The organism is Akkermansia sp. N21169, from assembly GCF_029854675.1.
Lineage (GTDB): Bacteria > Verrucomicrobiota > Verrucomicrobiia > Verrucomicrobiales > Akkermansiaceae > Akkermansia.
The window spans coordinates 51,223-76,978 of the sequence record NZ_JARWNC010000028.1 but is presented as its reverse complement, the minus strand read 5'-3'; the positions used below and the strand labels follow the sequence as shown (position 1 = coordinate 76,978).

The window sequence follows — 25,756 nt, the reverse complement described above, 5'->3', positions numbered from 1 at the left end:
TCGTATGTTACTGAATGTTACTGCCATGTTACTTAACAAAACGGCCGAATTATGGGATAAAATGATCGAATAGATCAACCCCGACAAAAGCCATGAGTTTACATATCGATATGACAAACGAAGCTGCCCATGCCATGCATATCCAAAAAATACGCAACATGGTTACCGCAATTTCCACAGCAGTCCTCTCCACCATTCTGGGAGGACTCCTGCTTTACACAGTTGCCATCGTCATCAGGCAGCAGGACCCACCCAGTCTGGAAGCCATAACCGTCAACAATGAGCAACTCCCCCCTACTCCGGCTCCCGTAATCGCAGAACGGGCCGTCATCCGGCCCGCATCGGCCGCAGCCAATCCTCCCTCCATCATTTCATCCACCGCCTATTCTCCTGAAATAACTATTCCGTACAACGAGATCCAGAATACAGATGTCCATGATTTCAATGAATCCCTGCCCTTGTCCGCTGAAGACATGGGAGACGGCGTCGGAGTCGATACCAACTGGCAGCAAACCAGAGAATTCGGTTCCGACGTACCCGGTGGCAGCACATTGACCGGTACTTTCTACGACTTTAAACAAACCGCTGCCGGTTCCCCTACCAACATCACGCCCGACCAGGCTGCCCTTCTCATGAAGGACTTTATCACCAGCGGATGGCACGAAAGCAAGTTCGCCAAATACTACAAATCTCCGACCAAACTGTACAATTCCCACATCTTCATCACACGGCGTGCGGCAACGGAAGCCCCCAAAGCCTTCAAGTGCGAAGGCAAGGTCAAGGACAGCCGCTGGTGCGCCATTTACAGGGGCAAAGTCGCCGCTCCCAAATCGGGAACGTTCCGCTTCGTCGGCGCCGGTGACGATGCCATCGTCGTACGATTCGACGGCAAGAACGTCTTCGACTACGGGTGGTACCAGCTCACCGTTACCAAAGGCGGCGCCACTGCCGGAGGCGAATATTACAAGTACATGACCGGCCAGTCCAAGAACGACGTCATCAAAAAGGAATTACGGAAAGCCGGCATTTACAAAAACTTCCCCGTTCCCATGTACAAGTACACCGGCATGAACCACTGGAACAACGCTTTGGGCGGTCTCGCCACCGGGGCGGAATTCACCGTGGAAGCCAACAAGGTGTACCCCATCGAAATCCTCGTCTCGGAAATCCCCGGCGGAGAAATGGGAGCCATTCTCCTGATCGAAGAAATCGGAGCCAAGGACGTTAAAAAGGACAAGCAATTCGGCAGTCCCATCCTCCCCTTGTTCCGCACCAATTACGCTTTGCCGGAACCCGCCAAAGGCGAAGCGCCTCCTTTCGATCCGGTCGGCATCATCTGGAAAGCAGTCAAATCATGATATCTCAACCGAATCCCATCTGCGCAAATAATACATCCAATACGAAAAATTCAGTCTCCGGTATCAATTGTTACCCTGTTGTTACTTTTCAAATGTCCGGATATATGCGATAAAAATGTCAGTAACACTATCACCCCGCAATAAGCTATGAGTCTACACATCAGCATGACGGACGACGCGGACAAGGCGCTACGCACCCAAAAGACGCGGAACATGCTTACCGCTCTTCTGACGGCAGTGCTTTCCACCGTGCTAGGCGGTCTTCTGCTTTACGCAGTTGCCATCGTCGTCTCTTCTCCGGAACAGCCCGAAGTCGTCGCCTATGTCGCCTCTAACGAGGAAGGCCCCCCCAACGACAATCCGGTTACGCCCGAACGCGTTACAACACGCCCCTCGGCCTCCGTACAAAACCATGCCAGTATCATTACATCCAATGCCGTCAGCGATGTAGCCATCGCCACGGTGGATATTGATACGCCCGATGTGGCCGATCTCGGTCAAAGCCTTGAACTGGGTGTCGATTTTGGCGCCGGTGTCGGTGACGATCTCGGTACGGAAGGCGGTAACTTCGGTAGCGACAAACCCGGAGGCAGCATGTTGACCGGTACTTTCTACGACTTCAAACAAACCGCTGCCGGTTCCCCCACCAATATCACGCCCGACCAGGCTGCCCTTCTCATGAAGGACTTCATCACCGGCGGATGGCACGAAAGCAAGTTCGCCAAATACTACAAATCTCCGGCTAAACTGTACAATCCCCACATCTTCATCACACGGCGTGCGGCAACGGAAGCCCCCAAAGCCTTCAAGTGCGAAGGCAAGGTCAAGGACAGCCGCTGGTGCGCCATTTACAGGGGCAAAGTCGCCGCTCCCAAATCGGGAACGTTCCGCTTTGTCGGCGCCGGTGACGATGCCATCGTCGTACGATTCGACGGCAAGAACGTCTTCGACTACGGGTGGTACCAGCTCACCGTTACCAAAGGCGGCGCTACTGCCGGAGGCGAATATTACAAGTACATGACCGGCCAGTCCAAGAACGACGTCATCAAAAAGGAATTACGGAAAGCCGGCATTTACAAAAACTTCCCCGTTCCCATGTACAAGTACACCGGCATGAACCACTGGAACAACGCTTTGGGCGGTCTCGCCACCGGGGCGGAATTCACCGTGGAAGCCAACAAGGTGTACCCCATCGAAATCCTCGTCTCGGAAATCCCCGGCGGAGAAATGGGAGCCATTCTCCTGATCGAAGAAATCGGAGCCAAGGACGTCAAAAAGGACAAGCAATTCGGCAGTCCCATCCTCCCCTTGTTCCGTACCAATTACGCTTTGCCGGAACCAGCCAAAGGCGAAGCGCCTCCCTTCGACCCGGTCGGCCTCGTTTGGCCGGTGGTCAAATAAAGCCTGATCACATATAAAATCTTAACAATCTGCTGTTCGTTTACTTGAGACGAACAGCAGATTTTTTTTGCTCAATCATAATCGTTTGTCTTCTGTCCATCCGGAAGGAAAAGGTTAACTCTGTTGTACCGAACCATAAAAATTGCCCGTTGGATTATTCAGATAAACCAGCCTTTCCTCTCCTCGTCATTAAGCTTCGGATTGGGGCTGAAGCCCTCATTCATAAGCTCCTCTCCTTGATACGGAAACGGAAGAAAACTTTAGGGCATCTTCCCATAGTCAATGTAAATCCGTTCGTCCTTCCGTACTTCCTTTCCCGCCAAATCCGGCCTGAAAAACACCTGTCCCTCAAACCTTGAGGAACATTTCATCCCAAGGGAACTTCCCTCTGTATGGAGTATAGAAAAGCACCGCAGGAAAACCTGCGGTGCTGAAATGCTATTGATGTGTCTGCCTTGAGGCAAACCCTGTGCCAGCGAAAAGAATTACTTCTCTTCGGAGGGGCTCCATTCTTCGCCGTTCTGCTGGAGGGCGGCAAGATTGAAGGCCTGTTCGAGGCCGACCATGTCGCTGCTCGGGCGGAGAGCTTCGAAGGAAGCGGTTTCGCGGCGGAGCTGTTCGGCGTCGTAATCCACAGCCTTGATGGAAAGGCCGATACGGCGTTCGATGCTGTCCACCTTGATCACACGGGCCTTGATTTCGTCGCCAACCTTGATGACGTCCTTGACGCGTTCCACATGTTCTTCGCTGAGCTGGGAGATGTGGATCAGACCGTCGATGTCGCCGTCGAGGTTCACGAACGCACCGAAGCTGGCAATCTTGGCAACCTGACCGGTCACCATGTCGCCAACCTTGAAGCGGTCATTGATGGATTCCCACGGATCACTTTCAAGCTGCTTGATACCGAGAGAGACACGCTGTTCGTCCTTCTTGATTTCGAGAACAACGGCTTCCACTTCGTCGCCCTTCTTGAGGACTTCGGAGGGGTGGTTGATCTTGCGGGTCCAGCTCATGTCGGAAACGTGGATCATGCCGTCGATGCCTTCTTCCAGGCCGACGAAAGCACCATAAGGAGTCAGGTTGCGCACCTGGCCCTTGATAACCGTACCGATCGGGAAACGCTTTTCGATATCGTCCCACGGATTGGCTTCGAGCTGACGCACGCCGAGGGAGATCTTCTGTTCCTTCTGGGAGATCGAGAGCACGACGGCTTCGATTTCCTGATCGAGCTTCAACACGTCGCTCGGACGCGTAATACGCTTCACCCAGGAAAGTTCGGAAACGTGCACAAGGCCTTCCACTCCCTTTTCCAGTTCGACAAATGCGCCGTAAGGAAGAAGTTTGGTCACACGGCCGCTCACTTGGGAACCGATCGGGAACTTGCGTTCGATATCGGCCCAGGGGTTTTCGGACATCTGCTTGAGACCGAGGGAAACGCGTTCCTTGTCGCGGTCGACTTCGAGGATGATGACTTCGAGAGACTGGCCAATATGGAGCATTTCGCTCGGGTGATTGACACGGCCCCAGCTCATATCGGTAATGTGGAGCAGGCCGTCCATGCCGCGGAGATCGACGAATGCGCCGAAGTCCGTGATGTTCTTGACGATACCTTCGACCTTGTCGCCGATGTTGACGGTTTCAAGGAAGCGCTGGCGCTGTTCGGCGCGTTCGGCTTCAATGACTTCGCGGCGGGAAAGAACGATATTCTTGCGTTCGTCGTTCACCTTGACGATCTTGAATTCGTAAACTTTGCCAACGTATTCGTTGAGATCCTTCGGGGGGATGATATCCACCTGAGAACCGGGAAGGAAGGCTTCTACGCCGACATTGACCATGAGGCCGCCCTTGACGACGCTCTTGACCTTGCCCTTGACCAGACCGCCCTCGCGGTACACGGCAACGATTTTTTCCCAATTCTGCTTGTGGGCTGCTTTTTCCTTGGAAAGGACGACGATACCTTCGTCGTTTTCGAGGCGCTCAAGGAGGACTTCGATTTCGTCACCCACTTCGATTTCTTCGTCTTCGAATTCGGAGATGGAAATAGCGCCTTCGGACTTGTAGCCGATGTCCACGAGGACGACTTGGGGGCGAATATCAATGATGGTTCCGTTCACGATGGAACCTTCGCGGAGTTCGTGGAACTTGCTGTCAATCAAGTCCAACAATTCAGTGTTGCTCATTTAAGTTTGGTTGATGAGTTGATCTTTCCGTGCTTTCTCATGGCCCCGATCACCGGCGAGAATATGGGGCACCTGCCCCGCCGGGCGAAATAACGGATGGCTTCAAATACCACGTCCGGCCAAATTTGCAAGACTATTTTTGCATATCCGGCAAATCATAACACTTATATCAAACCGAATGAAAAACCGGATGAAACCTCAATCATATTCCCCTCTTTTTTCATCTCTCCGCCGATGCAGCCGACCGTCTTCCCTGAACCCTTCTTGTGCAGCGCATCAGCAACGTACGAGACATTGCTTAGACGTCATGGTCCGGGTTCCTCCTTGACTCGGGAGTCCTTCGGCTTCATCTTGCCCGCATGGTCGATTTCGATTTGAAAGCCGAGATTCTGCGACTGAAACAGGAACGCAACGCCGTCATTCTCGCCCACAGCTACCAGCGTCCGGAAATTCAGGACATTGCCGATTTCGTGGGAGATTCCCTGGCTCTTGCTTACAAGGCACAGGAAGCCGATTGCGACGTCATTGCCTTCTGCGGCGTCCACTTCATGGCTGAAACCGCCAAAATCCTGAATCCCGGGAAAACGGTCATCCTGCCCGACCTGGATGCCGGTTGTTCCCTGGAAGCCTCTTGCCCGGCGGAAGACCTCGAGTCCTTCCTCAAGGAACATGCCGACAAAAATTACTACGTTGTCGCATATGTCAATTGCTCCATCGGGGTCAAAGCTCTGGCGGACGTCATCGTCACGTCGGGCAATGCGGCTCACGTCGTTTCCCAAGCTCCGAAAGATCGTCCCATTCTTTTTGTCCCCGACCAAAACCTCGGTTCCTGGGTTATGGAACAACTCAATCGCCCGATGGACCTGTGGAACGGAGCCTGCCACGTCCACATGGAATTCACCGCACGCCAGATTCAGGAACTGAAAGCGGCCTACCCGGATGCCGCCCTCGTCTGCCATCCGGAATGCACGGAAGCCGTACGCCTTCTTGCCGACCATATCTGCTCGACGGAAAAAATGATTCCCTACTGCCGGGAAAGCACGCACAAACAGTTTATCATCGTCACCGAGGCCGGCATCCTGCACCGCCTCCGCAAGATGGTACCGGACAAGGAATTCATCAGTACGGCCACACCCCGGTGCTCCTGCAGCGAATGCTCCTACATGAAACTCAACACGCTGGAAAAGCTCCGGGACGCACTCGCCAACCTCACCCCCGTCATCGACCTGCCGGAAGACCTCCGTCAACGCGCCGAGGCCCCCTTGCTCCGCATGCTGGAACTCTCCCGGTAACCCGCTCCCCTTCCCCACCATGATCAGGTTATCCGACCACATTGCCTCCGCCGGAGGATGGATGCCTATCGACGCATTCATGGAGCTTGCCCTTTACCATCCGGGGGAAGGATATTACAGCGCTTCCATCCAGAATATCGGTATCCGCGGAGACTTTTCCACGACAGCCACACTCTCTCCCATCCTGGCCAAGGCTCTCGTCGACAAATGGCGGCAGGCCTGTGAAACGACAGGAAAAAAACTTCCCTTTCTCGAAATAGGAGCCGGCAATGCCGCCCTCGCCATGGCCGTCATGAACGAACTCGGCTTCTGGAAACGCCTCTCCGTCCATTATCATATCGTGGAGTCTTCTCCAAACCTGAGGGACTTCCAATACCTCGCCCTCGGCAACCGCGCCACCATCCACAATAATATGGAGAAAGCCCTCAAAGCCTGTAAAGGACGCGCCTTCATCTTCTCTAACGAATTGGTGGATGCCTTCCCCGCACGTGTTTTCGAACAAACAGAAGAGGGATGGATGGAAGTCGGACTTACCGTCAAAAACGGAGCTATAGCGGAAGAACTGCGCCCCATTACCAAGCCCCCCCGGGTTTCCATTCTGGAATACTCCTGCACACGACTCGGCCAGAGGATCGAAATACACGATTCCTACGCCCATTGGTTCACCAGCTGGCTTCCCCAGTGGAAATCAGGAGTCATGACCACGATCGACTACGGAGACGACTTCCGGCAGCTTTACGCCCGCAGGCCTCACGGCACATTACGCGCCTATTACAACCACCGGATGTTCACCGGCATGGATGTCTACGCTCACCCGGGAAAAATGGACGTCACCTGCGACGTCAACTTCTCCGCGCTAAAAGACCTCTGCGCCCAATGCATCGGAGATCAAGTCGACTACCTCACCCAGCGGGATTACCTTCTGCCCTATGCCTCCGGCTCCCTTCAGGACCGCTTCCTTACCGCCGAAGCAGGAGCAGGAGCCGAATTCAAAGTCCTCATTCAAACAAGAAACTAGTCTCCTGTCGCACAATCCTGACAGCTTACGGTTCCTTGGCTGTTTCAATCTCAGGATTCGTTAAATCCAGCTTGGGATTTTGAACCTGTGACTGAATATCACATACGGAAATAACTGTGTGGTAAATGTGATCGTGTGACAAAGGTTGATTCCTGTGAGACAAAATGTTCTCTACCTGCCTGGCGTTGGTTGCCCTGTATTTATCTGAAAACCAAATACAAGCTGCAATATGTCTCTGTTCTCTGCACGTCAGAGGCCCGCAATGAGACCATCTTCCATTTTCCCCGAACGACTCCCCATGGTCAGATACGAATAGCAAAACAGCTCTTTTATCCTTGAGAATCGCGATGGATCGAGCCAGAAAATCGTCAATCCCGATCACACAATTATCGTAGGCATTCAACATTCGTTCCATCGTTTCTTTCTTTTGAAACGGCGGATCGCCGTTAAAATCACATGGCTGGTATTTCTTGTACCGTTCATCACAATAATACGGGAAATGTCCCATCCCGTTTTGTAGTACGACAAGCTGCCGGGGGCTACTGTTGACCGCCTGCGACAATGCTTTCAGTGCAGGCGTGTTGCCGTATTCGCAATCCGTAACAGAATCAGCAAAAGTCGTAAACGAAGGCTGGATATGGGCCGCTGTAAAAAAGGTCATGACCCCATAATTTGACGTAATCAAAGAGCATTTGAACTTGTGCTTCTTTAACACCGATGCGAATGATTTCATTGTTGCATGTGGATGTTCTATATCGGCATTTGTCAAAATACCATAAATTGACGACGAGGTTCCCGTCTGAAAAGAATAGAAACGAGGGAATCCATAAAGATTGGGAATTTTGGAAAGCAAAGGGTTGGTCTCCCTGTCGTATCCAAAAAGAGAAAAATGATCTGCGCGTAAAGATTCCCCGATGACAAGCACAAAAACCATAGGTTCGTCTTCCCGTTCGGCATGAGATGCTAAAACAGCCGGATCTTGCGTATCGATATTCTTGAAATAATCGCGAGTATACGACAAAATTCTGTTGTATTTAAAAGCGGGACTCAGGAAGTGCTCTCTAACATTCTTCTTCCATAACCAGGAATATTCACGTTCTGCATGTTCCCTTAAAAACGGATTCTCCAAAATTTCGCGCGTCATCGTATTGCATAGAACCCATGGTTGCTTATAGGCAAACATGCCGGGAAGAAGCAGGTAAAATACATACAAACCCAGCCACCCTCCCAAACACCACCAGTTATGGGCGACGATGAGCTTACGGTTCAACCAGTTAATGTATAAAAAGCTTAACGACAAACAAGCCAATATTGCCAGAACAATATAGATATTAATTAACGGAAGCACCTCATTCCAAGTCGTTTGGAATGTCGCATTGACAATTGCCGGAGACAAATCAAGGAAAAAAACAATCTTGGCATATTGTAAAACAATTACTATAACATTGGCTAACGCAAAAATAATTCCGCCAACATACTTCAAGCGCGATAAAAGTAAGGTAAAAAGGAAAATCTGAACCGTTGTATAAAGTATTTTCCAAACAAGAGCCATTCCTGAGAATTCACGTACGCCGACATCAAATAAAACGACGTACAATAAAGAAACAAGCAAAGCAATTGAAAGCGGTAATTTGTTTATTGCAATCCATCGTTCCAACTGTTTCCACACCAAAGAAAAATAGTTTAAAATTTTAATTTTCCCCATAATGATTGATTTTTTAGGCATTTAGTGTTGTTGGATACATAGCGGATTGACAAACCGCTTATTAATAATATAAGGCACTAATAATGAGAACCTAATAAAACATCAAAAAAACAACATCAATCCCCCTTGTCTGTTATTTTTTGGAATATAATTATTCCAGAGGCAGAATTTTTTTCCTTGCAAGCGGTTTGTCAATCCGTCTCACGTCAAATTTTTCTTGCAAGCGATTTATCAATCCGTTTTACTTCAAATGTCTTTAGTTCTCTTCGAAACACCCACAGAATAAACTCTATTCCCACCAGATCGGGTCTTTCGTTTCTAAAACAGACATTTCCCAACAAAATCATCATCATGCAATCATCTGCCCTTACCAAGGTTTTGCACCTGGCAATCAACCTGGAGCAATCCGTTGCCAGACGCCAGCACGTGGAAGAGCAAGCCCGAAAAGTGGGAATCCCTCTTCAAATCGTTCCCGCCGTCCATGGGAAAGACCTGTCTCCGGACAATTTGCCGGAGTATGATGTGAAAAGAAGGCTGAAGGAATTCCCCGCAGGGATGACCCTTAACGAACTCGGCTGCATTCAAAGCCATCTCAAGGCACTGCGCCTATTTGTTGAATCGGAGTACGATTACTGCGTTGTCAACGAAGACGATGTTTCATTCCATCCCGACTTTGTTGAATTGCTGGATGAAATCCTTGAGCACACATCAGGATGGGATTGCATCAAACTCTGGACAGCTCCTCCGCATTACCATGTTCTTCCTTCCCAGGCAGGTCGCAAATGCGAATTGACTTTTCCTAAGAAATTCCCTTGGGAATCAACGAGTATTCTATACACAAAAGCCGGAGCTCAAAAAATGCTGGATGCCTTCCGCCGATACTGGCTTCCTTTCGATGGATTCCTGGCTTACGCGTGTTTCCACGGGGACTTCGTGGCTACCGGCGTCCAGCCCGATCTTGCCTGGCCCGATGAACATTTTGCTCCGATCAGCGAAATCAATCAGGACAACAACCGATCCCAAAACGACAGAAAAAAGCGTACCCTCCTGCAGTACATTTTCCACCGCTTCTGCATCATGGGGACATCCATGGGCAAGACGCGTATGCAAAAACGCATGAAAGCCTCTATCAAATTCCAGTAATACGGAAAGACACGCTCAATACTTTTTACTGCTTGCCAGCGCAAACAATTTGTAGCGGGCTATTTCGAATCCTTCTATGCAAAGGTTCAATGGATTCCAACGCAACGCATGGCGCCCCTTGAACACAAAATTCGGCTTCACCTTATCCTGTTGAGCCTTAGGAGAAGCCATGTGGTCGTGAATTAAATCTACCACCTGCTGCCAGAAGTTATACTTCTCCACAAGGATACGGCGGGCTTCGCGGATAGCCGGCAGGCGTTTTTCGTATTCGTTGTTGGCAATGGCCGCCCGAATAATGCGCAAAGCTTCAGGAGGATCGTCAATAGGGATAGGAATGTAGCTGTCCTCCGGGAAGATCTCTCCGATTCTGGGATCTCCCGCATAAAAAGGCAGACACAACCCCAGAAAAGGATCGGAAATTTTGTCGGACCAATGGTAGTCGTTGATGTAATTTTCAACGGCTATGTGGTATTTGTACCGGTTCAGGGCATCGTATTTGTGGTCGAGATTCTTCACGCCCCAGCCATACCAAACCATATCGTCGAGGTGATCCTGCAAATACTTGATGAGGGTATAGCGTCGAAAATGCTGCGTGTGTTTCTGCTGCTTGGCGGAACACACGGCAGAAATAGTCCTGTCTTTCGGATAGTTCGGCATGGAAAGGGATTCCTCCAGATCGTACCCTGCCATCCATCTCAGACATCCTCGCCCAAGTCTGTATCCGCGATGCGGCAGGCACCATGCCGGATGAGTTGTCAGAACATAGCCGAACTGACGGGTAAAGGGAGAACTGTAAATTTTGATGGAAGGCGGCTCTGCCGTTACCAGAATGGTTCTCTCGCGAGGACAGGCCAGCAATTCCTTCTCTCTCACAATCGTGCCGACGTCGCCCCGGGGAAAATCGTCATAGACCACCATCCAGTCGTAGTCCTTCGTCCAGGCATCATTCATGAACAGGCAATCGTCCCGAAGTACGGATTCGCCAACACCATTGGGAAACCCTCTAAGCTCGTCGCTAACAACCTTGATTTTGATGATATCTCCCATGGCGGTTCTGCTTTTTGCAATCCGGAATACAGTTTTTTGAGTCTAATTGCTTACACTCTTGTGTCAAGAACATCCCCCGGTGACGAGATATGTTCAACATGGGCAGACCAATTCTTCCCGACCGGAGCGATCAATCCGGAGCCGGAGGTCCGAATACCACCCACCACGCGTCTTTCTTTATTTGCATAAAACAGGGTATATTTCAATATATTCATTGATTTTCTTCAAATTTATTTGAAATATTAAATAGAAGCCTCACTCGTTTCTTCCTATATTCGACATTGAATTATCTTTGAAATTTTACCATCATTCCCTATATATTTTATTGATCTATTTCTCATGAATACACGATATTAGCATCAAATTCATTTCCAATCATCCTATAGCTATAATGGTATATTTTTCCGAAAATGTTCATAATCCTACAATCGATCAACTTCCATAAAATTTATCCAACAGAAACAATAACACCTCTCAACCTATTATTCGATTATGACTGAAACTAATCAAATTACAGATTTTGTTTCATTTCCATGAAAATACCATTTCATACAATATGTATGACGCAAACAATATTTCTATGAACAAACTATGGAGACTTTTTACAATCAACGATCAATAAAAAATGATTCCTGAGCCGATTTTTCCTGTGGTAAGTCTGCACGTGTAAAAAACAATAATTAATATAATCTAACGCTTACAGACATTGAAGCAAGCAACAATCCCCAATCTGTTTTCCAGACGGGATTTCGAATCAAGTCTGCAATCAAGCAAAGAACCTTACCGCATATTATGAAACCCAAATTCACAGTATCCGCGATCCTGCTTCTTATGTCGGCCGCCATCACCCAGATGGGGACCGCCCAACAGGCTCAGGATCTCCATCAGGGCTCCGTTACCAACCGTCAGGAGACACAGGGAGACATCACATATACGTTGAAAGACGATTTGACTTTCTCTGACTTTCAGACAGAAGACACCATTTTCGGAGGGAGCGTTTTCTTCAATCAAATTGAGGTTGCTCACACTCCGCCCAACCAGTCAACCATGACATTTACCGGCGCGGGCATGTCCATGAGTTTCGACAATTGTTCCTCGATAAACAACACTAAATGGATCAACCCCAACGAAGGAGGCGGAGCCATCCGCGCAGAAATGCTCATCTTCACCGACATGGGGGACATTTCCTTCAACAATTGCCGATCCATCGTCAATACAGATACCAATGCCGGAGGCGCCATCAATGCCCGGGGAGACGTCACATTCTCCCAGGTGGGCAATATTTCCTTCACCAACAACACGCTTGGAAATGACGGAAAGCAAGGCCAGGCTCTCGGAGGAGCCTTGTTCGCCTGGGGAACAGTCAATTTCAAGGACACCGGGTCCATCCTGTTCAGCAATAATTCTACAGGGCAGTCCCCCCATGAAGACTATTCCAACATCGGCGGAGCTATTCACGCAGGGGCCTCCAACTCGGGTTCCGAAAACCTGAAGGATTACATCCCGGCCGGAGAAGTCGCCGTCACGTTCCAGAACATCAATGGGAGCATTACCTTTGAGGGAAACTCCGCATGGATGGCCGGCGCCATTTACGCTTATGCGGGAACCGTTGACGGCAAGGAGGGAACCGGAGGCGGCATGAAGATAGATACGGTCGCCGGCGACGTCATCTTCAAAAACAATGTAGCTGATTCTGGCGCACTGGTTTCCGCATACAACGGCAACTACGGCGCTATTTACAGCGGCCAGGATTTGACCATTTCCAATGTACAGGGAGACCTGCGCTTTGACGGCAACAGAGCGGCCAACAATGTCGGAGCCTTTGGGGTCCATCCTCAACAACATCGGTTCCATTACATTCATTAATAACTCTGCCGGCAATACTTATGCCGTAGGCTGGATTACCAATGACTGGACTGTGACCAATACGGGGGACATCACCATCTCCGACAATAGTTCCGGAAAACAGATGGGAGGTATCGCCGTTTTCGGGAAAACCTCTTTTGCCTATACCGGCGATATCACCATTAAAGGCAATTCTACAGGAGGTTCCAACGGAGCGCTTCGTTTTTATGGTGATTTCAGCGTGACGAACGCAGGGGATATTTCCATCTCCGAAAACAACGCAGGCAACTATAACGGGGCATTGGAAATCAGCGGCAATACTTCCTTCACCAATACCGGGAAAATCACCATGGACGGCAACAAGGCCGGATGGGGCTACGGTGTCGGTCAATTCCAGGGAGACCTGACCTTTGCCAATACGAGAGACATCTCCATTTCCGGAAACAAATCAATAGATTACGGCTACGGAGCATTGGCCGTCAAAGGCGAAACTTCCTTCACCAATACAGGAAAGATCACCATAGACGACAACACAGCCAGATGGAATGGGGGCGCGGCCCTATTCGAAGAAGGGGTGACCTTTGCCAATACGGGAGACATCTCCATTTCCGGAAACAGCGCAGACAACTATAGCGGAGCCATGGAAGTCACGGGCGATACATCTTTCACCAATACAGGAAAGATCGCCCTGGACAACAACACGGCAGGATGGCACTACGGTGTCGGCATCTTCCGCGGAGATCTGACTTTTGCCAACACGGGGGACATCTCCATTTCCGGAAACAAATCAACGGACTACGGCTACGGAGCCTTGGTCGTAGAAGGGAAAATCTCCCTCGTCAATACCGGGAAGGTCACGATCTCCGAAAATACGGCAAAATGGGACGTAGGCGCCCTCCAAGCAAACAACGGCTTGGAATTCATCAACAACCGCGGCGGCGTACTCATTGAGAACAATGCCGTCGACGGCGTAGCTGGCGCCATGTACCTTGCTTTCCATGATGCTGTCTTTTCCGCAGATCAGGGAGATATCATCGTCAAAGGCAACACGGAAAAACGCGGAGGGGACAATCCCATCCTCAATTCCATCGTCTTCGGCACCGACGGGACCTTTTCCATGGACAGCGTTGCGCTCCGCGCCCAGGAAGGAAATTCGGTAACCTTTTACGATCCATTCCGCAATGGAGGTGACGGCGCCGAATATGACAACATCGCTTTTGACCTGAACAAGTCCGAAGATGTGGATGCCACTCCGTATGACGGAACTGCTCCGGAATTCGCGGGAACCATCCGATTCTCCGGTGCGGAAGCAGACAAACTGATCACTCAGGCAGAAGGAGAATCGGAAGCAGACTGGCAAAAGCGCCTGGATGAATCCAAATACTTCAACGTAAGCGGCAAAACTACGTTGTACGACGGAACGCTGATTCTGGAAGACGGAGTCACCTACGGAAACAGCGATCTCTCCAAGGACTCCTCCTTCACCGTCAAGAAGGGCACCCTGGAAATTACGGGCAACAGTTCCGTAAACAGCAACGCAATTGCTCTGGAAAGCGGAGTCACTCTGAGAACCGGACGAGGAGCTACGTTCCGAGCCGACACCATTGACATCAGCAAGGGAGTCATCTTTGACTTCCGTCCCTTCATGGACGATTACAGCTCCGGCCTGCACATCGAACAGGCCAGCAGCCACACCATGGGCGGACTGATGGGCGTCGCCGACTCCCTGAGCGATTATGCCCATAACCGCTGGGCCACGGAACAGCACTTCCTTGCCATCTCTATCGGCGACGAAGCCCTTCCCGGTACCACCGGGGACTTTGACGACATTTACTCCTCCGCTACCGGAACGAATGTAGTCGACTCCCCCTACACATATGCGGGGTACTGGACCAAGGAATGGACAGACGAAGACGGAGACGGAATCAACGAGCACTTGTATGCCGTATGGAATCCCACCGCCAAGATCAAAGAAATCCTTCCGGAACTGGCCGGTTCAGATATCGGCAACTCCATGTGGAGCTCCGCGTCCAATATCAAATCCGTCTCCAACGCTGCGTTGGGACAGGTTGGTATTACCCGCTTCCTGCTGGGACCGGAAAACAACTTCTGGATCAAGGGACTGGGTGACTTCACCTACCACACCACACACAACGGCATCGACGGCTATGACTACAATGGCGGCGGATACGCCGTAGGCGCAGACCGCAGATTCACTCCCAATACCATTCTGGGCGCCGCCTTCGGCAATCTGTATGGCACGAACAAGAGCCGCACCTGGATCAGCGAAGTGGACCAAACTTCCTACACAGCCCTGCTGTACGGAGCATGGAGAAAGCAGTTGTCTCCCAACAATGCGATCACCATCAACGGTTCCGCGGGATTCGGCTGGGTCACCAACAAGCTGGACTCCTACTATGAAGGAGGAGCCTCCCATGGCAAATGGCAAAACCGGATGGGATTCGCCACTCTCCAGGCAACCTGGGATCACAACCTGAACAAGAGCTGGACGCTCTCCCCGTTCCTGGGTATCGAATATACTCAGGTGAACCAGAATTCATTCACGGAAACCGGATATGACGCCCGGCATTTCGACCGTGGAGACCTGAAGAACCTGAGCCTTCCCGTAGGTGTCGGAATCAGCAAGTCCATCCAGTTCAGCAACGGCGTTCAGTGGGTCAACAGCTTGGCTGTCAGTTACGTCCCCGACGTCATGCGCAACGATCCGAAAACCCAGGCTACTCGCTTGTTGAATGACTTCACCTGGACTTCCAGAGGGGTTCGTCCGGATCGCAATGCCGTGCGAGTCAATTACAACAGTACCCTTGTAATCAATCCCCGCTGGACGACGTACGCCGGCTATGAATTCGAAGGTAGGAACAAGTCAACCTACCACAGAGTCAATGCCGGGGTAAGCTACGCCTTCTAAGTCGTACATCATTTTCCGGAGTCCGCTCCGGAATCCCCCGAGATCAACGGGATGCAGCCAGAACCGGTTGCATCCCGTTTTATTGTCGGGGAAAACAAGTTCACTCCCCATTCCCGGACACAATGCGGGAACGGTTCACTCCGTATCGGATGACTCCGAAGGAAATCCAGTACACGGCGGAGCCGATTAACGACCACTGCAACGCGCCCAGAGATGCGTCGATCCACATTTCAATGGCTTGATCCATACGCCCGGGAAGAATCCTAGCAAAAGTCGCCTCATTCATCGGGAAAGAGCCCGTCCAGGCAAGTTCGTACATGCAGATCAAGGTAATAAGCAGGGACATCGTCAGGGGACGATGGTACGTACGGGGAACAAAAAGAGCAGCCAAGGCAAATGCGGCAAAAAGAGACAGGTTCAGGAAAAACAGAATCCACCAGCTCCCTGAATCGGCCTCGCGAATACCGCTGAAAGCAGGCAGTACATAGTACGACACGCCTACAATGGCCAGAAGGCTTACCAGAAACGGAACATTGACAAGAAGTTTTCTCATGGAACAACTCATGGACATTTCCCCATGCAGAAGCAAGCCCATTCCGGTCAACTGGCAATCTTTCCGACCGGTCCGCCGTTCCGAAGCGTCAAAAGCAGGAAATGGGGCTATGTGGACTTAGGCGCTTGTTTGTCTTGATTGAACGAGTCATGTTCACTATGTTGTCCGCCGTCATGTCCGAGCGAAAGAAACCTTATCCTTTTGACCTTTTTGAACCCAAGTGGCAACAAATCTGGGAGGAACGCAAAACCTTCAAAGTAGCCAATCCCGGCGATCCCGGTTTCGATGCATCCAAGCCAAAATTCTATGCCTTGGACATGTTCCCCTATCCCAGCGGAGCCGGGCTGCACGTCGGCCACCCGGAAGGCTACACCGCTACCGACATCATTTCGCGTTTCAAGCGAATGAACGGATTCAACGTCCTGCATCCGATGGGGTGGGATTCCTTCGGGCTGCCTGCCGAACAGTATGCCATCAAAACAGGACAACACCCGGAAATCACAACCAGGCAGAATATCGACAACTTCCGCCGCCAGCTCAAAATGCTGGGATTCTCCTACGACTGGGACCGCGAAATTGCGACCACGGATGCCCAATACGTCCGCTGGACCCAGTGGATCTTCCTGAAACTCTATAATTCCTATTACGACAAGGAATCCCGCAAGGCTCGTCCCATTGCCGAACTGGAAGCCAAGGGACTGACCCGCGATGAAATCGATGACCGGCGCCTGGCCTATGTCGCCGAAGTATCCGTCAACTGGTCTCCGGAACTCGGCACAGTCCTTTCCAACGAAGAGGTAGAAGAATGGCGTTCCAAAGGCAACACGGTCGAACGCCGTCCTCTGCGCCAGTGGATGCTTCGCATTACCGACTATGCGGAACGTCTGATTGACGAACTCGAACCTCTCGACTGGCCGGAATCCATCAAAATGCTCCAGCGCAACTGGATCGGCAAATCCGAAGGAGCCGAAGTCGATTTCGACATAGACGGCAATAAAGTAACCGTTTATACAACCCGCCCGGATACCCTGTTCGGAGCCACCTACATGGTGCTTGCTCCGGAACACGAACTTGTCGCCCAAATCACGACTCCGGACCGGAAACAAGCCGTCGACGACTACCGGGCTGCATGCTCCGGCAAAAGCGATCTGGAACGTACGGAAACCGCCAAGGATAAAACAGGCGTTTTCACCGGAGCCTACGCTGCCAATCCCGTCAATGGTGACAAAATCCCCGTCTGGATCGCCGACTACGTGTTGACCGGCTACGGAACGGGCGCCATCATGGCCGTACCCGCACACGACGAACGCGATTTTGCCTTTGCCACCAAATTCGGCCTGCCGATTCTTCAAGTCGTCCAGCCGCCATCCGCCGACGAAGATTGGAGAGGCTATTGCGGCTATGACGGTACCAGCGTCAACTCCGGTTTCCTCACCGGCCTGCCCACAAGAGAGGCCAAGGCCAGAATGATCGACTGGCTGGAAGAACAGGGAGTCGGCCGGCGCAAAGTCAATTACAAGCTCCGTGACTGGCTCTTCTCCCGCCAGCGCTACTGGGGGGAACCCTTCCCCATCGTGTGGGAAGACGGACACCACCACGCCATCTCCGAATCCGAATTGCCCCTGCTACAACCGGAAATGGAAGATTTCAAGCCCACGGGCGACCCCCGCGGCCCCTTAATCAAGGCAACCGAATGGATGCAGTATTCGCCGACAGCCCAGCGAGAAACCAACACGATGCCCCAGTGGGCCGGTTCCTGCTGGTACTATCTCCGTTACCTCGACCCAAACAATTCGGAACAATTCATCTCCCCGGAAGTCGAGCAATACTGGATGGGAGCCAACCACAACCCGGGAGGCATCGACCTCTATGTCGGCGGTACGGAACACGCCGTCCTTCACCTCCTCTACGCCCGTTTCTGGCACAAAGTACTCTTCGACCTCGGCTATCTGACGACCAACGAGCCCTTCCAGAAACTCGTCAACCAGGGGCTCATCCTGGGTGAAGACGGACAAAAAATGTCCAAATCCCGGGGTAACGTCGTCAATCCTGACGATATTGTCCAGGAATACGGAGCGGACGCCCTGCGTCTGTACGAAATGTTCATGGGACCGCTCAAGGACGTCAAACCCTGGGCAACCAAAGGAGTCGAAGGCATCTCCCGCTTCCTGGCCCGCGTATGGCGCGTGGCCTTCATGGAAAACCAGGAAGGCATTTGGACGCCCTCCGGCAAGATCGTTGCATCCCTTCCGAACGACAAACGCCTCGCCGTGTCCAAGGAAGTGCACAAGACCATCCGCAAAGTGACGGAAGACATCGAAGCCATGTCCTTCAATACGGCCATCTCCAAAATGATGGAATGCGTCAACGCCATGACATCCGCCGATGCCATCGTTCTGGAAGACTACGTCAACCTGCTCATCCTCCTGAATCCTTTTGCACCGCATATCACGGAAGAAATCTACTCCCGTCTCTGCGACTCGTTCCCGTCCTTGCCGCGCACTCAGCTTTGCGAACACGCATGGCCGGCATGCGACGAGGCCATGCTCCGGGAAGACACCGTCACTCTCGTCGTTCAAGTCAACGGCAAACTCAGGGACAAACTGGAAGTCCCCGCCGGAATCAGCCGCGAAGATGCTGAAAAAATGGCACTGGAATCACCGAAGATCAAAACCTATACGGACGGCAATACGATCCGCAAAGTCATTGTCGTACCAGGACGACTCATCAATATCGTCGTGACTCCCAACGCCTGATTCATCCCCGCCAGACACCAAAATCCCATGAGTACGCTCATTGCGCCATCACTGCTCGCCGCCGATTTCACTAGAATCGGGGAAGAGTCACGCCGCGCATTCGCCGCCGGAGCGGACTGGCTCCATCTCGACATTATGGACGGTCACTTCGTAGACAACATCTCATTCGGCCCTGCCGTGTGTTCTGCCGTCCGCGAAGCCGTCGGCCCGGAAGCTTTTCTCGACGCCCACCTGATGATTGAACGACCTGATCATTACTTCGACCGTTTCGTCAAAGCCGGAGTCAACCTGATCAGCATCCACGTCGAACTCGGTGACGAATACTACCTCCACGACACCTTGCGTCGCATCCGCGAAGCGGGCGTCTTGAACGGCATTGCCATCAACCCGGCCACGCCATTTGAAAAAGTTGTTCCCTACCTGGGGGAAATCGACCTCCTGCTTGTCATGTCGGTCGTTCCCGGTTTCGGTGGACAGTCCTTCATGCCGGAAGTCCTTTATAAAACCCAGAAAGCGGCAAAATGGAAGGAAGAACACGGAGCTTCCTTCCATATCCAAATGGACGGAGGCATCGGATCCGGCAATGCATCCCTCTGCACCCAGGCCGGAGCCAATGTTCTCGTCGCCGGTTCCTCCACCTTCAAAGCCAGTGACATGGCTATGGCCATCAACGAACTCAGACACAGATACTGAGAGGAAACCACTGTCTGATCCCAAAGGGGAATTCCGTCCAGGACGGGGTTCCCCTCATTTGTTTGTCACAATATCTCTTGCTTGTAGTTGATCTTCATGCCCGAATAAGCTAGGTTCGCTGTGAGCGCAAGCATATGCAAGCGCCTTCCGCCCTTCTGCCTATACAGGATATGTCAGAACTCAGCTCACAGAGCCCGCACAGGCACAACATCGCCAACAAGCGCCGCCATACAGCCTACTCCAAGAAAAGCCGTTTCAAAAAGTTTTTGAAACTGCTGGTGTTAGGTACATTGATCCTTGGCGTCCTGGGGGCCCTGGCGGGATGGGGCCTCTACTCATTCGTCACGGAACGTTACGAAAAGTGGGCTATGGAATTCGATCTCGAACGAATCAACGATCTCGAAAAACCCAGCATTATCTATGACCGCAACGGCGAAGAAATAGGCCGTATCTACGTCGAAAACCGCAGTTACGTGACCTTGGACAAAGTATCGCCTAACATGATCAATGCCCTCATCGCCCAGGAAGATTCCCGCTTCCGGGAACATCCCGGCTATGACTTGATCGGCATGTCCCGCGCCGCACTGGAACTTCTGCGCGCCAACGGAGACGTCAACCAGGGGGCATCCACCATCACCCAGCAACTCGCTCGAAACGCCTACGATCTCAAGTCTCGCGCCCTTGCACGGGGAGAAAACGGGTTCGGGCGAAAAATCGTTGAAATCTTCCTCGCCAAACGTATTACGGAACGATACAGCAAGGATCAGGTGCTCGAATTCTACCTGAACCGCGTCTACCTCGGCAGCGGTTACTACGGCATCCGTTCCGCCTCCCTCGGCTATTTCGGCAAAGAACCCTCCGAACTGACTACCCGGGAAGCCGCATCCATTGCCGCTTTGATCAAAAACCCCAACGGTCTCTCCCCATTGCGCTCTCCGGAAAAAAACCTGAAATGGCGCAACCACGTTTTGGAGCGTATGGCCAAAGCCGGCTACATTACATTAGAAGAAACGGAACGTTTGAAAAACATGCCCTTGGGCCTCAATCCCAAACCCCTTCAGCGCAAAGTTTCCCACATCTACGAACGCATCGCCAACCAGATCACCCAGTACCTGGGAGAAGACAGGGTCAATGCCGCCGGACTTAAAATTTACACGACACTCGATAAAAATCTCCAGGAAACTTCCGAAACAGCACTGCGCCAGGCCTTGGAAACCATCGAAGCCCGCCCCGGATACAAGCACATCAAAGCTTCTTCCTTCCAGAACGGGCAGGATACCCCGCCTGCCTATTTGGAAGGCTCCGTCCTCATCGTCGATAATGCCACGGGAGCCATCCTCGCCTACCATGGAGGCAGGGACTACAACAAACGCCAATACGATGCCATTGAACTGGGAGCCCGCCCCCCCGGTACGTCTATTCTTCCCATCCTGTACGCTACGGCATTCGATTCCGGCTATTCCCCTGCCTCCAAAGTACTCGACGATGCCATCGACAACCGACTCACCGGAATCGGCGGAGTGGAAGGCATCCTCGGAGAATGGGGCACGGAAACGCCCAAAAGCCGTTACGAAGGTAATATTACTTCGCGAGAAGCCCTTTCCCAATCAAAAATAGCCGCATCTTTGCGTCTCGGCATGGAACTCGGTCCCAAGCCCTTCATCAAAAAAATGCAGGAATTCGGCATTCGAAAACCAATCCGCGAAGCCGGGACCGAGGTCAATCCCGTATATCGTCCACGTATCTATGTCGGTACGGAACCGGCTTCCCTCAAGGAAATGACGATGGCCTTCACCGCCATCCCCAACGGAGGAGAACGCCCGGAGAACCTTTACTTCCTCGACCGCGTAGAAGACGAAACCGGCTACGTCATCTGGGAATCCCCCCAGGCATTGGGCGACCGGAAAAAAGTCCGGGCCACCACATCGGCTACAGCCTTCCAACTTCACTCCATCCTCCAAGACTCCCTTAAGCGCGGGTCTGCCAGCAAAGTAGCCCCTCTGCTGCCAGAAAAATTCAACGGCGCCATCAAAACGGGAACCACCTACAACTTCGCCGACAACTGGATGTTCGGATATGATTCCAGAATCACCTGCGGGATCTGGATCGGTTTTCTCGAAGGCAAAAAGCCCATTTACGACGGCGCTTTTTCCTCCGATACCTGCGGTAAAGCCATGGCGAAAATACTCGATGCGACCGTCCGCATCTTCCCTGCCAAGGAACTCACGCCGCCCGATACTGTAGAAAGCGTGGAAATTTGTACCAAATCCGGAATGCGGGCTACCCGAAACTGCTATGAACAGGAAGCTGACGACAACGGAACCAATCCCAAATACCGTCTGACCACGATCACGGAATACCTCCGCAAGGGCGATCTTAGCCTTCCCTTCTGCAACTTGCACGGGGAAGAGTCTATCTCCTTGGAAATGTTCGCCAGTTCTGCCGGTCCCGGCAGTAAAGCCCGTATTCTGCCCGTCATTCCAATTCTGCCGCGTCAAGCCGCCCTGCTTGGCAAAGACCCCTACCACACGGAGCAAATTACCGCACCGTCGCGCCGCAACTACGATTTCCTTCCCTCCAATGCGAACGAAGCACCTGCCGCACAGGCAATCGAAGACGAATCTTCCATCTACGATTCCTCCGAATCGACCATCTCTCTGCCGGCCCCCAAGTCGATACAACTAGACATGCCCGACATCGAGTAAACAGAGCCATCGCATCCTCTTTCCAGTTCATTTTCTCCACCGCCATGAGTACAAAAGCCCTCGCCCTGACTCAGGAAAAAGCCCTCGAAATCAACCTGGAACGTAATATTTACGGTACATTTGCCGAGATCGGAGCCGGGCAGGAAACCGCTAACTGGTTCTTCCGAGCCTCCGGTGCCGCCGGTACGGTCGCTAAAACAATTTCCGCCTATGACATGACCGTCAGCGATACGCTGTACGGCCCCGTCAAACGCTATGTTTCCATAGAACGCCTCAAGGGAATGCTGGATTATGAATACCGCCAGCTCGTCCATCGCCTGGGTAACACAAAAGGCCAGGACACCCGATTCTTCGCTTTCTGTAACACAGTCAAAGTCAAGGGGTACCGGGACAAAGGCCCATGGCATGGCTGGATCGGCGTCCGTTTTCAGCTTCGTCCGGGAGCTCCCCCTTCCGACCTTATTGTCCACGTCAACATGAATGTCCCCTCTCATTCATTGCAAATGAGGGACTTAGGAATTTTGGGCGTCAATGTTCTCTATGCGGTCTATCACAAAAGGGACCGCCTTGTAGAATTTGTCGAATCCCTGATGGACAACATTGACCCGTCAAGTATGGAAATCGATGTCCTTCGCTTTGAAGGCCATGGATTTTCCAAGGTAGACAACAGGCTCTTCGCCATGCAGCTCGTCAAATCCGGCTTAACGGAATCTACTCTCTTTCTCCCGAACGGTGAAGTAGCCCAGGCAGCCGACGTGCTCTACAAACGTCCTTTGGTCGTCATGCGCGGTAGTTTCGATCCCGTTTGCAAGTTGCACCTCGAAGTCATGGATGCCGTCCGCAAAACCTTCCTGGCCCAGGTAGACGAAAAGACGCGGGCCAACTGCATGGACATCTGCGAAATCTCCATGAACAACCTCCTGCGGGGAGACGACGTAGACCATCTGGACTTCCTCTACCGCGCCGATAGCCTCAAGGAACTCGGCAAAACCGTTCTCATCACCAGAATGACCCGTTTTGACCGCCTATCGGAACTCCTAGGCCATTTCACGCGGGAGCCCATCGCCATTTCTCTTTCCATCGGCCTTCTCAATGAATTGTTTAAGGAAAAATGGACGCGAGATATTCCCGGCGGTATTCTCGAATCCTTCGGACGTACTTTCCAACACAAGACACGCCTCTACGTTTCCCCTTGGCTTAACAGAAAATCCGGAGAATTTGTCACGGCCCGTACTTTCCGCGCCCCGGAACAGTACCAGTACCTCTACCAGCACTTCCTCGCCAACAATCTTGTTATAGACGTCCCCTTCTTCAATGAAACACTCCTGCGGAAAACTCCGCGCGACATCCAGCGCATGATCGCAGAAGACGACCCCGCCTGGAAAGATCTCGTTCCCGAAGAAGCACACCGTTCCGCCTTGCATCTCAAGTAAAGGGTACCTCTCCCCATTCCCCCAAGACGCAAGAGAACGCGCCATTACCGGAAATTATTCCTCGTACTCCGACCAGGACGAACTCGTTTCCCAGACGCGCACGCGCTCCAGCCGCACCACTTGCCGTACCGGCCACTCGTATGCTCCAGCCTTACCATGCTCCAAGGCTTCTTTTGCATGGAAGAAAATTGTCCGGGCCATCACTTCGCTCGTCGGATCGACGGAATCGAAGCCAATGACACGATCGCCATACGTCTGCTTGAAGATTCCGTACAGAGGATCATCCGTATTGACGCACAAAGAATGATCAAACTGATTGATAAATTCTCCCATCATCGATTTGATCACCTTGAAATCCATTACCATGTCGCTGGCATCCAAAGTATCAGCGACAAAAACCATCTCCACGGCACGCGTATGACCATGGGGGAATTTGCAATTGCCCGGATGCTTGGACAACATATGTCCGCTTTCCACTTCAATCCTCTTGCAGATACGATACATGACATCGGTATTGTGCTGTTATGCCTCCCTCCCGTCAATCTTTCATCCCCGCATCCCGGGCAATTCGACTGGCGGCATCCATGAACTGATGTCTCCTCCGGTAAAAGCCTCCATGTCATGGCAAACATTTTCCCCCGGACATCCCCATGCGGAAGATTCCTACTAAAATGTAATTCCAGCCATCAAATTGAACCTCCAACTGCGACATTCAAAACGGCAGGATAAAAATCTCCTTCACTTTTTCGAGATTCTCATCAAAGTAATTGTATGTCGTTCCTCTCATCAGGATATGTACCATCTCCCCGTCGGATCGCCGTTATCGCCGGAGCTACCTTCACGCAATTAATGCGGATGAAGATCTTTATCTTTCTACTGGTGTTCGCACTAGTAATTCTGGCTGTCAACTGCATTCGTACCAGCGATTTCCTCGGACCGGAAACGTATGGGGAAAACGAACTGACCCTCATTAAGAATTCGGCTTTCGGAGCCATGCGCCTCTTTGGGCTCGTCTTCTGCGTTACGGCTACGGCACTTCTGATACCCAAGGATACGGAGGATCGAATCCTCTACACCATCCTTTGCAAGCCGGTGCCCCGTATCGATTATCTAGTAGGTAAAGCTGTCGGCGTTCTGGCATTGGCAACGCTCGCCATGCTGGTGATGGATCTCTTTTCGACGGGTATCCTGTGGATGAGAACGGGAACTGTCATCGCAGAGCAGTCTCAGATACTGCACGGTACGGGAATCAAGGAAGACTCCATCGCACCAATTCTGGATCGCATCTCGGCCCAAGGGCCGACATGGAACGTCCAGGCAGGCATGCTCGTCATGATGATGGAGTTCACCGTACTGACGTCCATCACGCTGTTACTTTCGTGCCTGACCGGAGGAACAATCATCAGCACGCTTCTGGCATTCGGCGTGTATGTTGTCGGTATCTTCCAAACACAAGCCAAAATCATGTGGATGGAATCCTCTCATTCTATCGGCATTTCCGACTGGAGCATGGCCATCTCCAAAGGGATCTCGGCAGTGTTTCCCAATTTCAGCATGTATTCCATCACAGATGCAGCCGTCAACGGACAAGCCATCCCCCTTCCCCTGCTGGGTGAACTTGCATTGATCACTCTGGCCTACTTCCTCTTTCATTCCACGCTTTCCGCATGGATTTTCCGCAATAAAGAATTTTAATTC

The 25,756-nt window shown here is 51.8% G+C and carries 17 protein-coding genes; 12 read left to right on the top strand and 5 right to left on the bottom strand.

The genetic code is table 11. The annotated features are described in order from the left end of the window. Positions 1 to 92 precede the first annotated feature (92 nt). Both QET40_RS02375 and QET40_RS02370 read left to right on the top strand, forming a co-directional pair. A complete protein-coding gene (locus tag QET40_RS02375; RefSeq protein ID WP_280125571.1) occupies positions 93 to 1,358 on the top strand; it encodes a PA14 domain-containing protein in 1,266 nt (421 codons plus the stop codon). A gap of 147 nt (positions 1,359 to 1,505) precedes the next feature. Continuing rightward, positions 1,506 to 2,759 carry a PA14 domain-containing protein gene (locus tag QET40_RS02370; RefSeq protein WP_280125570.1) on the top strand — a complete coding sequence of 418 codons (1,254 nt, stop codon included), beginning with the start codon at positions 1,506 to 1,508 and terminating at the stop codon, positions 2,757 to 2,759. A 485-nt stretch (positions 2,760 to 3,244) separates the two neighbouring features. Here QET40_RS02370 and rpsA read toward each other — a convergent pair whose 3' ends face one another. Next, complete coding sequence (rpsA, locus tag QET40_RS02365; RefSeq protein WP_280125569.1) at positions 3,245 to 4,939, bottom strand: 30S ribosomal protein S1; 1,695 nt, start codon at positions 4,937 to 4,939, stop codon at positions 3,245 to 3,247. Between the two features lie 359 nt (positions 4,940 to 5,298). Between rpsA and nadA the strand changes: the two genes are divergently transcribed. Continuing rightward, complete coding sequence (nadA, locus tag QET40_RS02360) at positions 5,299 to 6,231, top strand: quinolinate synthase NadA (protein WP_280125568.1); 933 nt, start codon at positions 5,299 to 5,301, stop codon at positions 6,229 to 6,231. A gap of 19 nt (positions 6,232 to 6,250) precedes the next feature. Further along, positions 6,251 to 7,249, top strand: a complete 999-nt coding sequence (locus QET40_RS02355) for an SAM-dependent methyltransferase (protein WP_280125567.1) — start codon at positions 6,251 to 6,253, stop codon at positions 7,247 to 7,249. A 25-nt stretch (positions 7,250 to 7,274) separates the two neighbouring features. On the opposite strand, the gene QET40_RS02350 is transcribed toward QET40_RS02355, so the two are convergent. Then, a complete protein-coding gene (locus QET40_RS02350; RefSeq protein WP_280125566.1) occupies positions 7,275 to 8,975 on the bottom strand; it encodes a phosphoethanolamine transferase in 1,701 nt (566 codons plus the stop codon). Positions 8,976 to 9,305: 330 nt separating this feature from the next. On the opposite strand from QET40_RS02350, the gene QET40_RS02345 reads away from it, so the two are divergent. Further along, positions 9,306 to 10,097: a glycosyltransferase family 25 protein gene (locus QET40_RS02345; protein ID WP_280125565.1), complete on the top strand. Its 792-nt coding sequence runs from the start codon at positions 9,306 to 9,308 to the stop codon at positions 10,095 to 10,097. 15 nt (positions 10,098 to 10,112) lie between these two features. Here QET40_RS02345 and QET40_RS02340 read toward each other — a convergent pair whose 3' ends face one another. Continuing rightward, complete coding sequence (locus QET40_RS02340; protein WP_280125564.1) at positions 10,113 to 11,144, bottom strand: hypothetical protein; 1,032 nt, start codon at positions 11,142 to 11,144, stop codon at positions 10,113 to 10,115. Positions 11,145 to 11,936: 792 nt separating this feature from the next. Between QET40_RS02340 and QET40_RS02335 the strand changes: the two genes are divergently transcribed. Beyond that, positions 11,937 to 13,010 carry a hypothetical protein gene (locus QET40_RS02335; protein WP_280125563.1) on the top strand — a complete coding sequence of 358 codons (1,074 nt, stop codon included), beginning with the start codon at positions 11,937 to 11,939 and terminating at the stop codon, positions 13,008 to 13,010. Further along, a complete protein-coding gene (locus QET40_RS02330) occupies positions 12,955 to 15,918 on the top strand; it encodes an autotransporter domain-containing protein (protein WP_280125562.1) in 2,964 nt (987 codons plus the stop codon). The genes QET40_RS02335 and QET40_RS02330 overlap by 56 nt, the downstream gene beginning before the upstream one ends. Before the next feature lie 100 nt (positions 15,919 to 16,018). On the opposite strand, the gene QET40_RS02325 is transcribed toward QET40_RS02330, so the two are convergent. Further along, complete coding sequence (locus QET40_RS02325; protein ID WP_280125561.1) at positions 16,019 to 16,471, bottom strand: hypothetical protein; 453 nt, start codon at positions 16,469 to 16,471, stop codon at positions 16,019 to 16,021. 173 nt (positions 16,472 to 16,644) lie between these two features. Here QET40_RS02325 and leuS point away from each other — a divergent pair, with 173 nt between their 5' ends. From leuS to QET40_RS02305, 4 genes are all read left to right on the top strand, one after another. Then, a complete protein-coding gene (leuS, locus tag QET40_RS02320; RefSeq protein ID WP_345783043.1) occupies positions 16,645 to 19,227 on the top strand; it encodes a leucine--tRNA ligase in 2,583 nt (860 codons plus the stop codon). Between the two features lie 27 nt (positions 19,228 to 19,254). Continuing rightward, positions 19,255 to 19,920 carry a ribulose-phosphate 3-epimerase gene (gene rpe / locus QET40_RS02315; RefSeq protein ID WP_280125559.1) on the top strand — a complete coding sequence of 222 codons (666 nt, stop codon included), beginning with the start codon at positions 19,255 to 19,257 and terminating at the stop codon, positions 19,918 to 19,920. A gap of 170 nt (positions 19,921 to 20,090) precedes the next feature. Then, the gene (locus QET40_RS02310; RefSeq protein WP_280125558.1) at positions 20,091 to 22,625 is read left to right on the top strand and encodes a transglycosylase domain-containing protein; all 2,535 of its coding nucleotides are present in this window, start codon (positions 20,091 to 20,093) and stop codon (positions 22,623 to 22,625) included. Positions 22,626 to 22,669: 44 nt separating this feature from the next. Beyond that, entirely contained in the window at positions 22,670 to 24,058 is a 1,389-nt protein-coding gene (locus tag QET40_RS02305; protein ID WP_280125557.1) for a TonB-dependent receptor, read from the top strand. A gap of 54 nt (positions 24,059 to 24,112) precedes the next feature. Here QET40_RS02305 and QET40_RS02300 read toward each other — a convergent pair whose 3' ends face one another. Continuing rightward, positions 24,113 to 24,562: a 6-carboxytetrahydropterin synthase gene (locus QET40_RS02300; protein WP_280125556.1), complete on the bottom strand. Its 450-nt coding sequence runs from the start codon at positions 24,560 to 24,562 to the stop codon at positions 24,113 to 24,115. Positions 24,563 to 24,829: 267 nt separating this feature from the next. Between QET40_RS02300 and QET40_RS02295 the strand changes: the two genes are divergently transcribed. Further along, positions 24,830 to 25,753, top strand: coding sequence for an ABC transporter permease subunit (locus QET40_RS02295; RefSeq protein WP_280125555.1), 924 nt, complete (start codon positions 24,830 to 24,832; stop codon positions 25,751 to 25,753). Positions 25,754 to 25,756 lie beyond the last annotated feature (3 nt).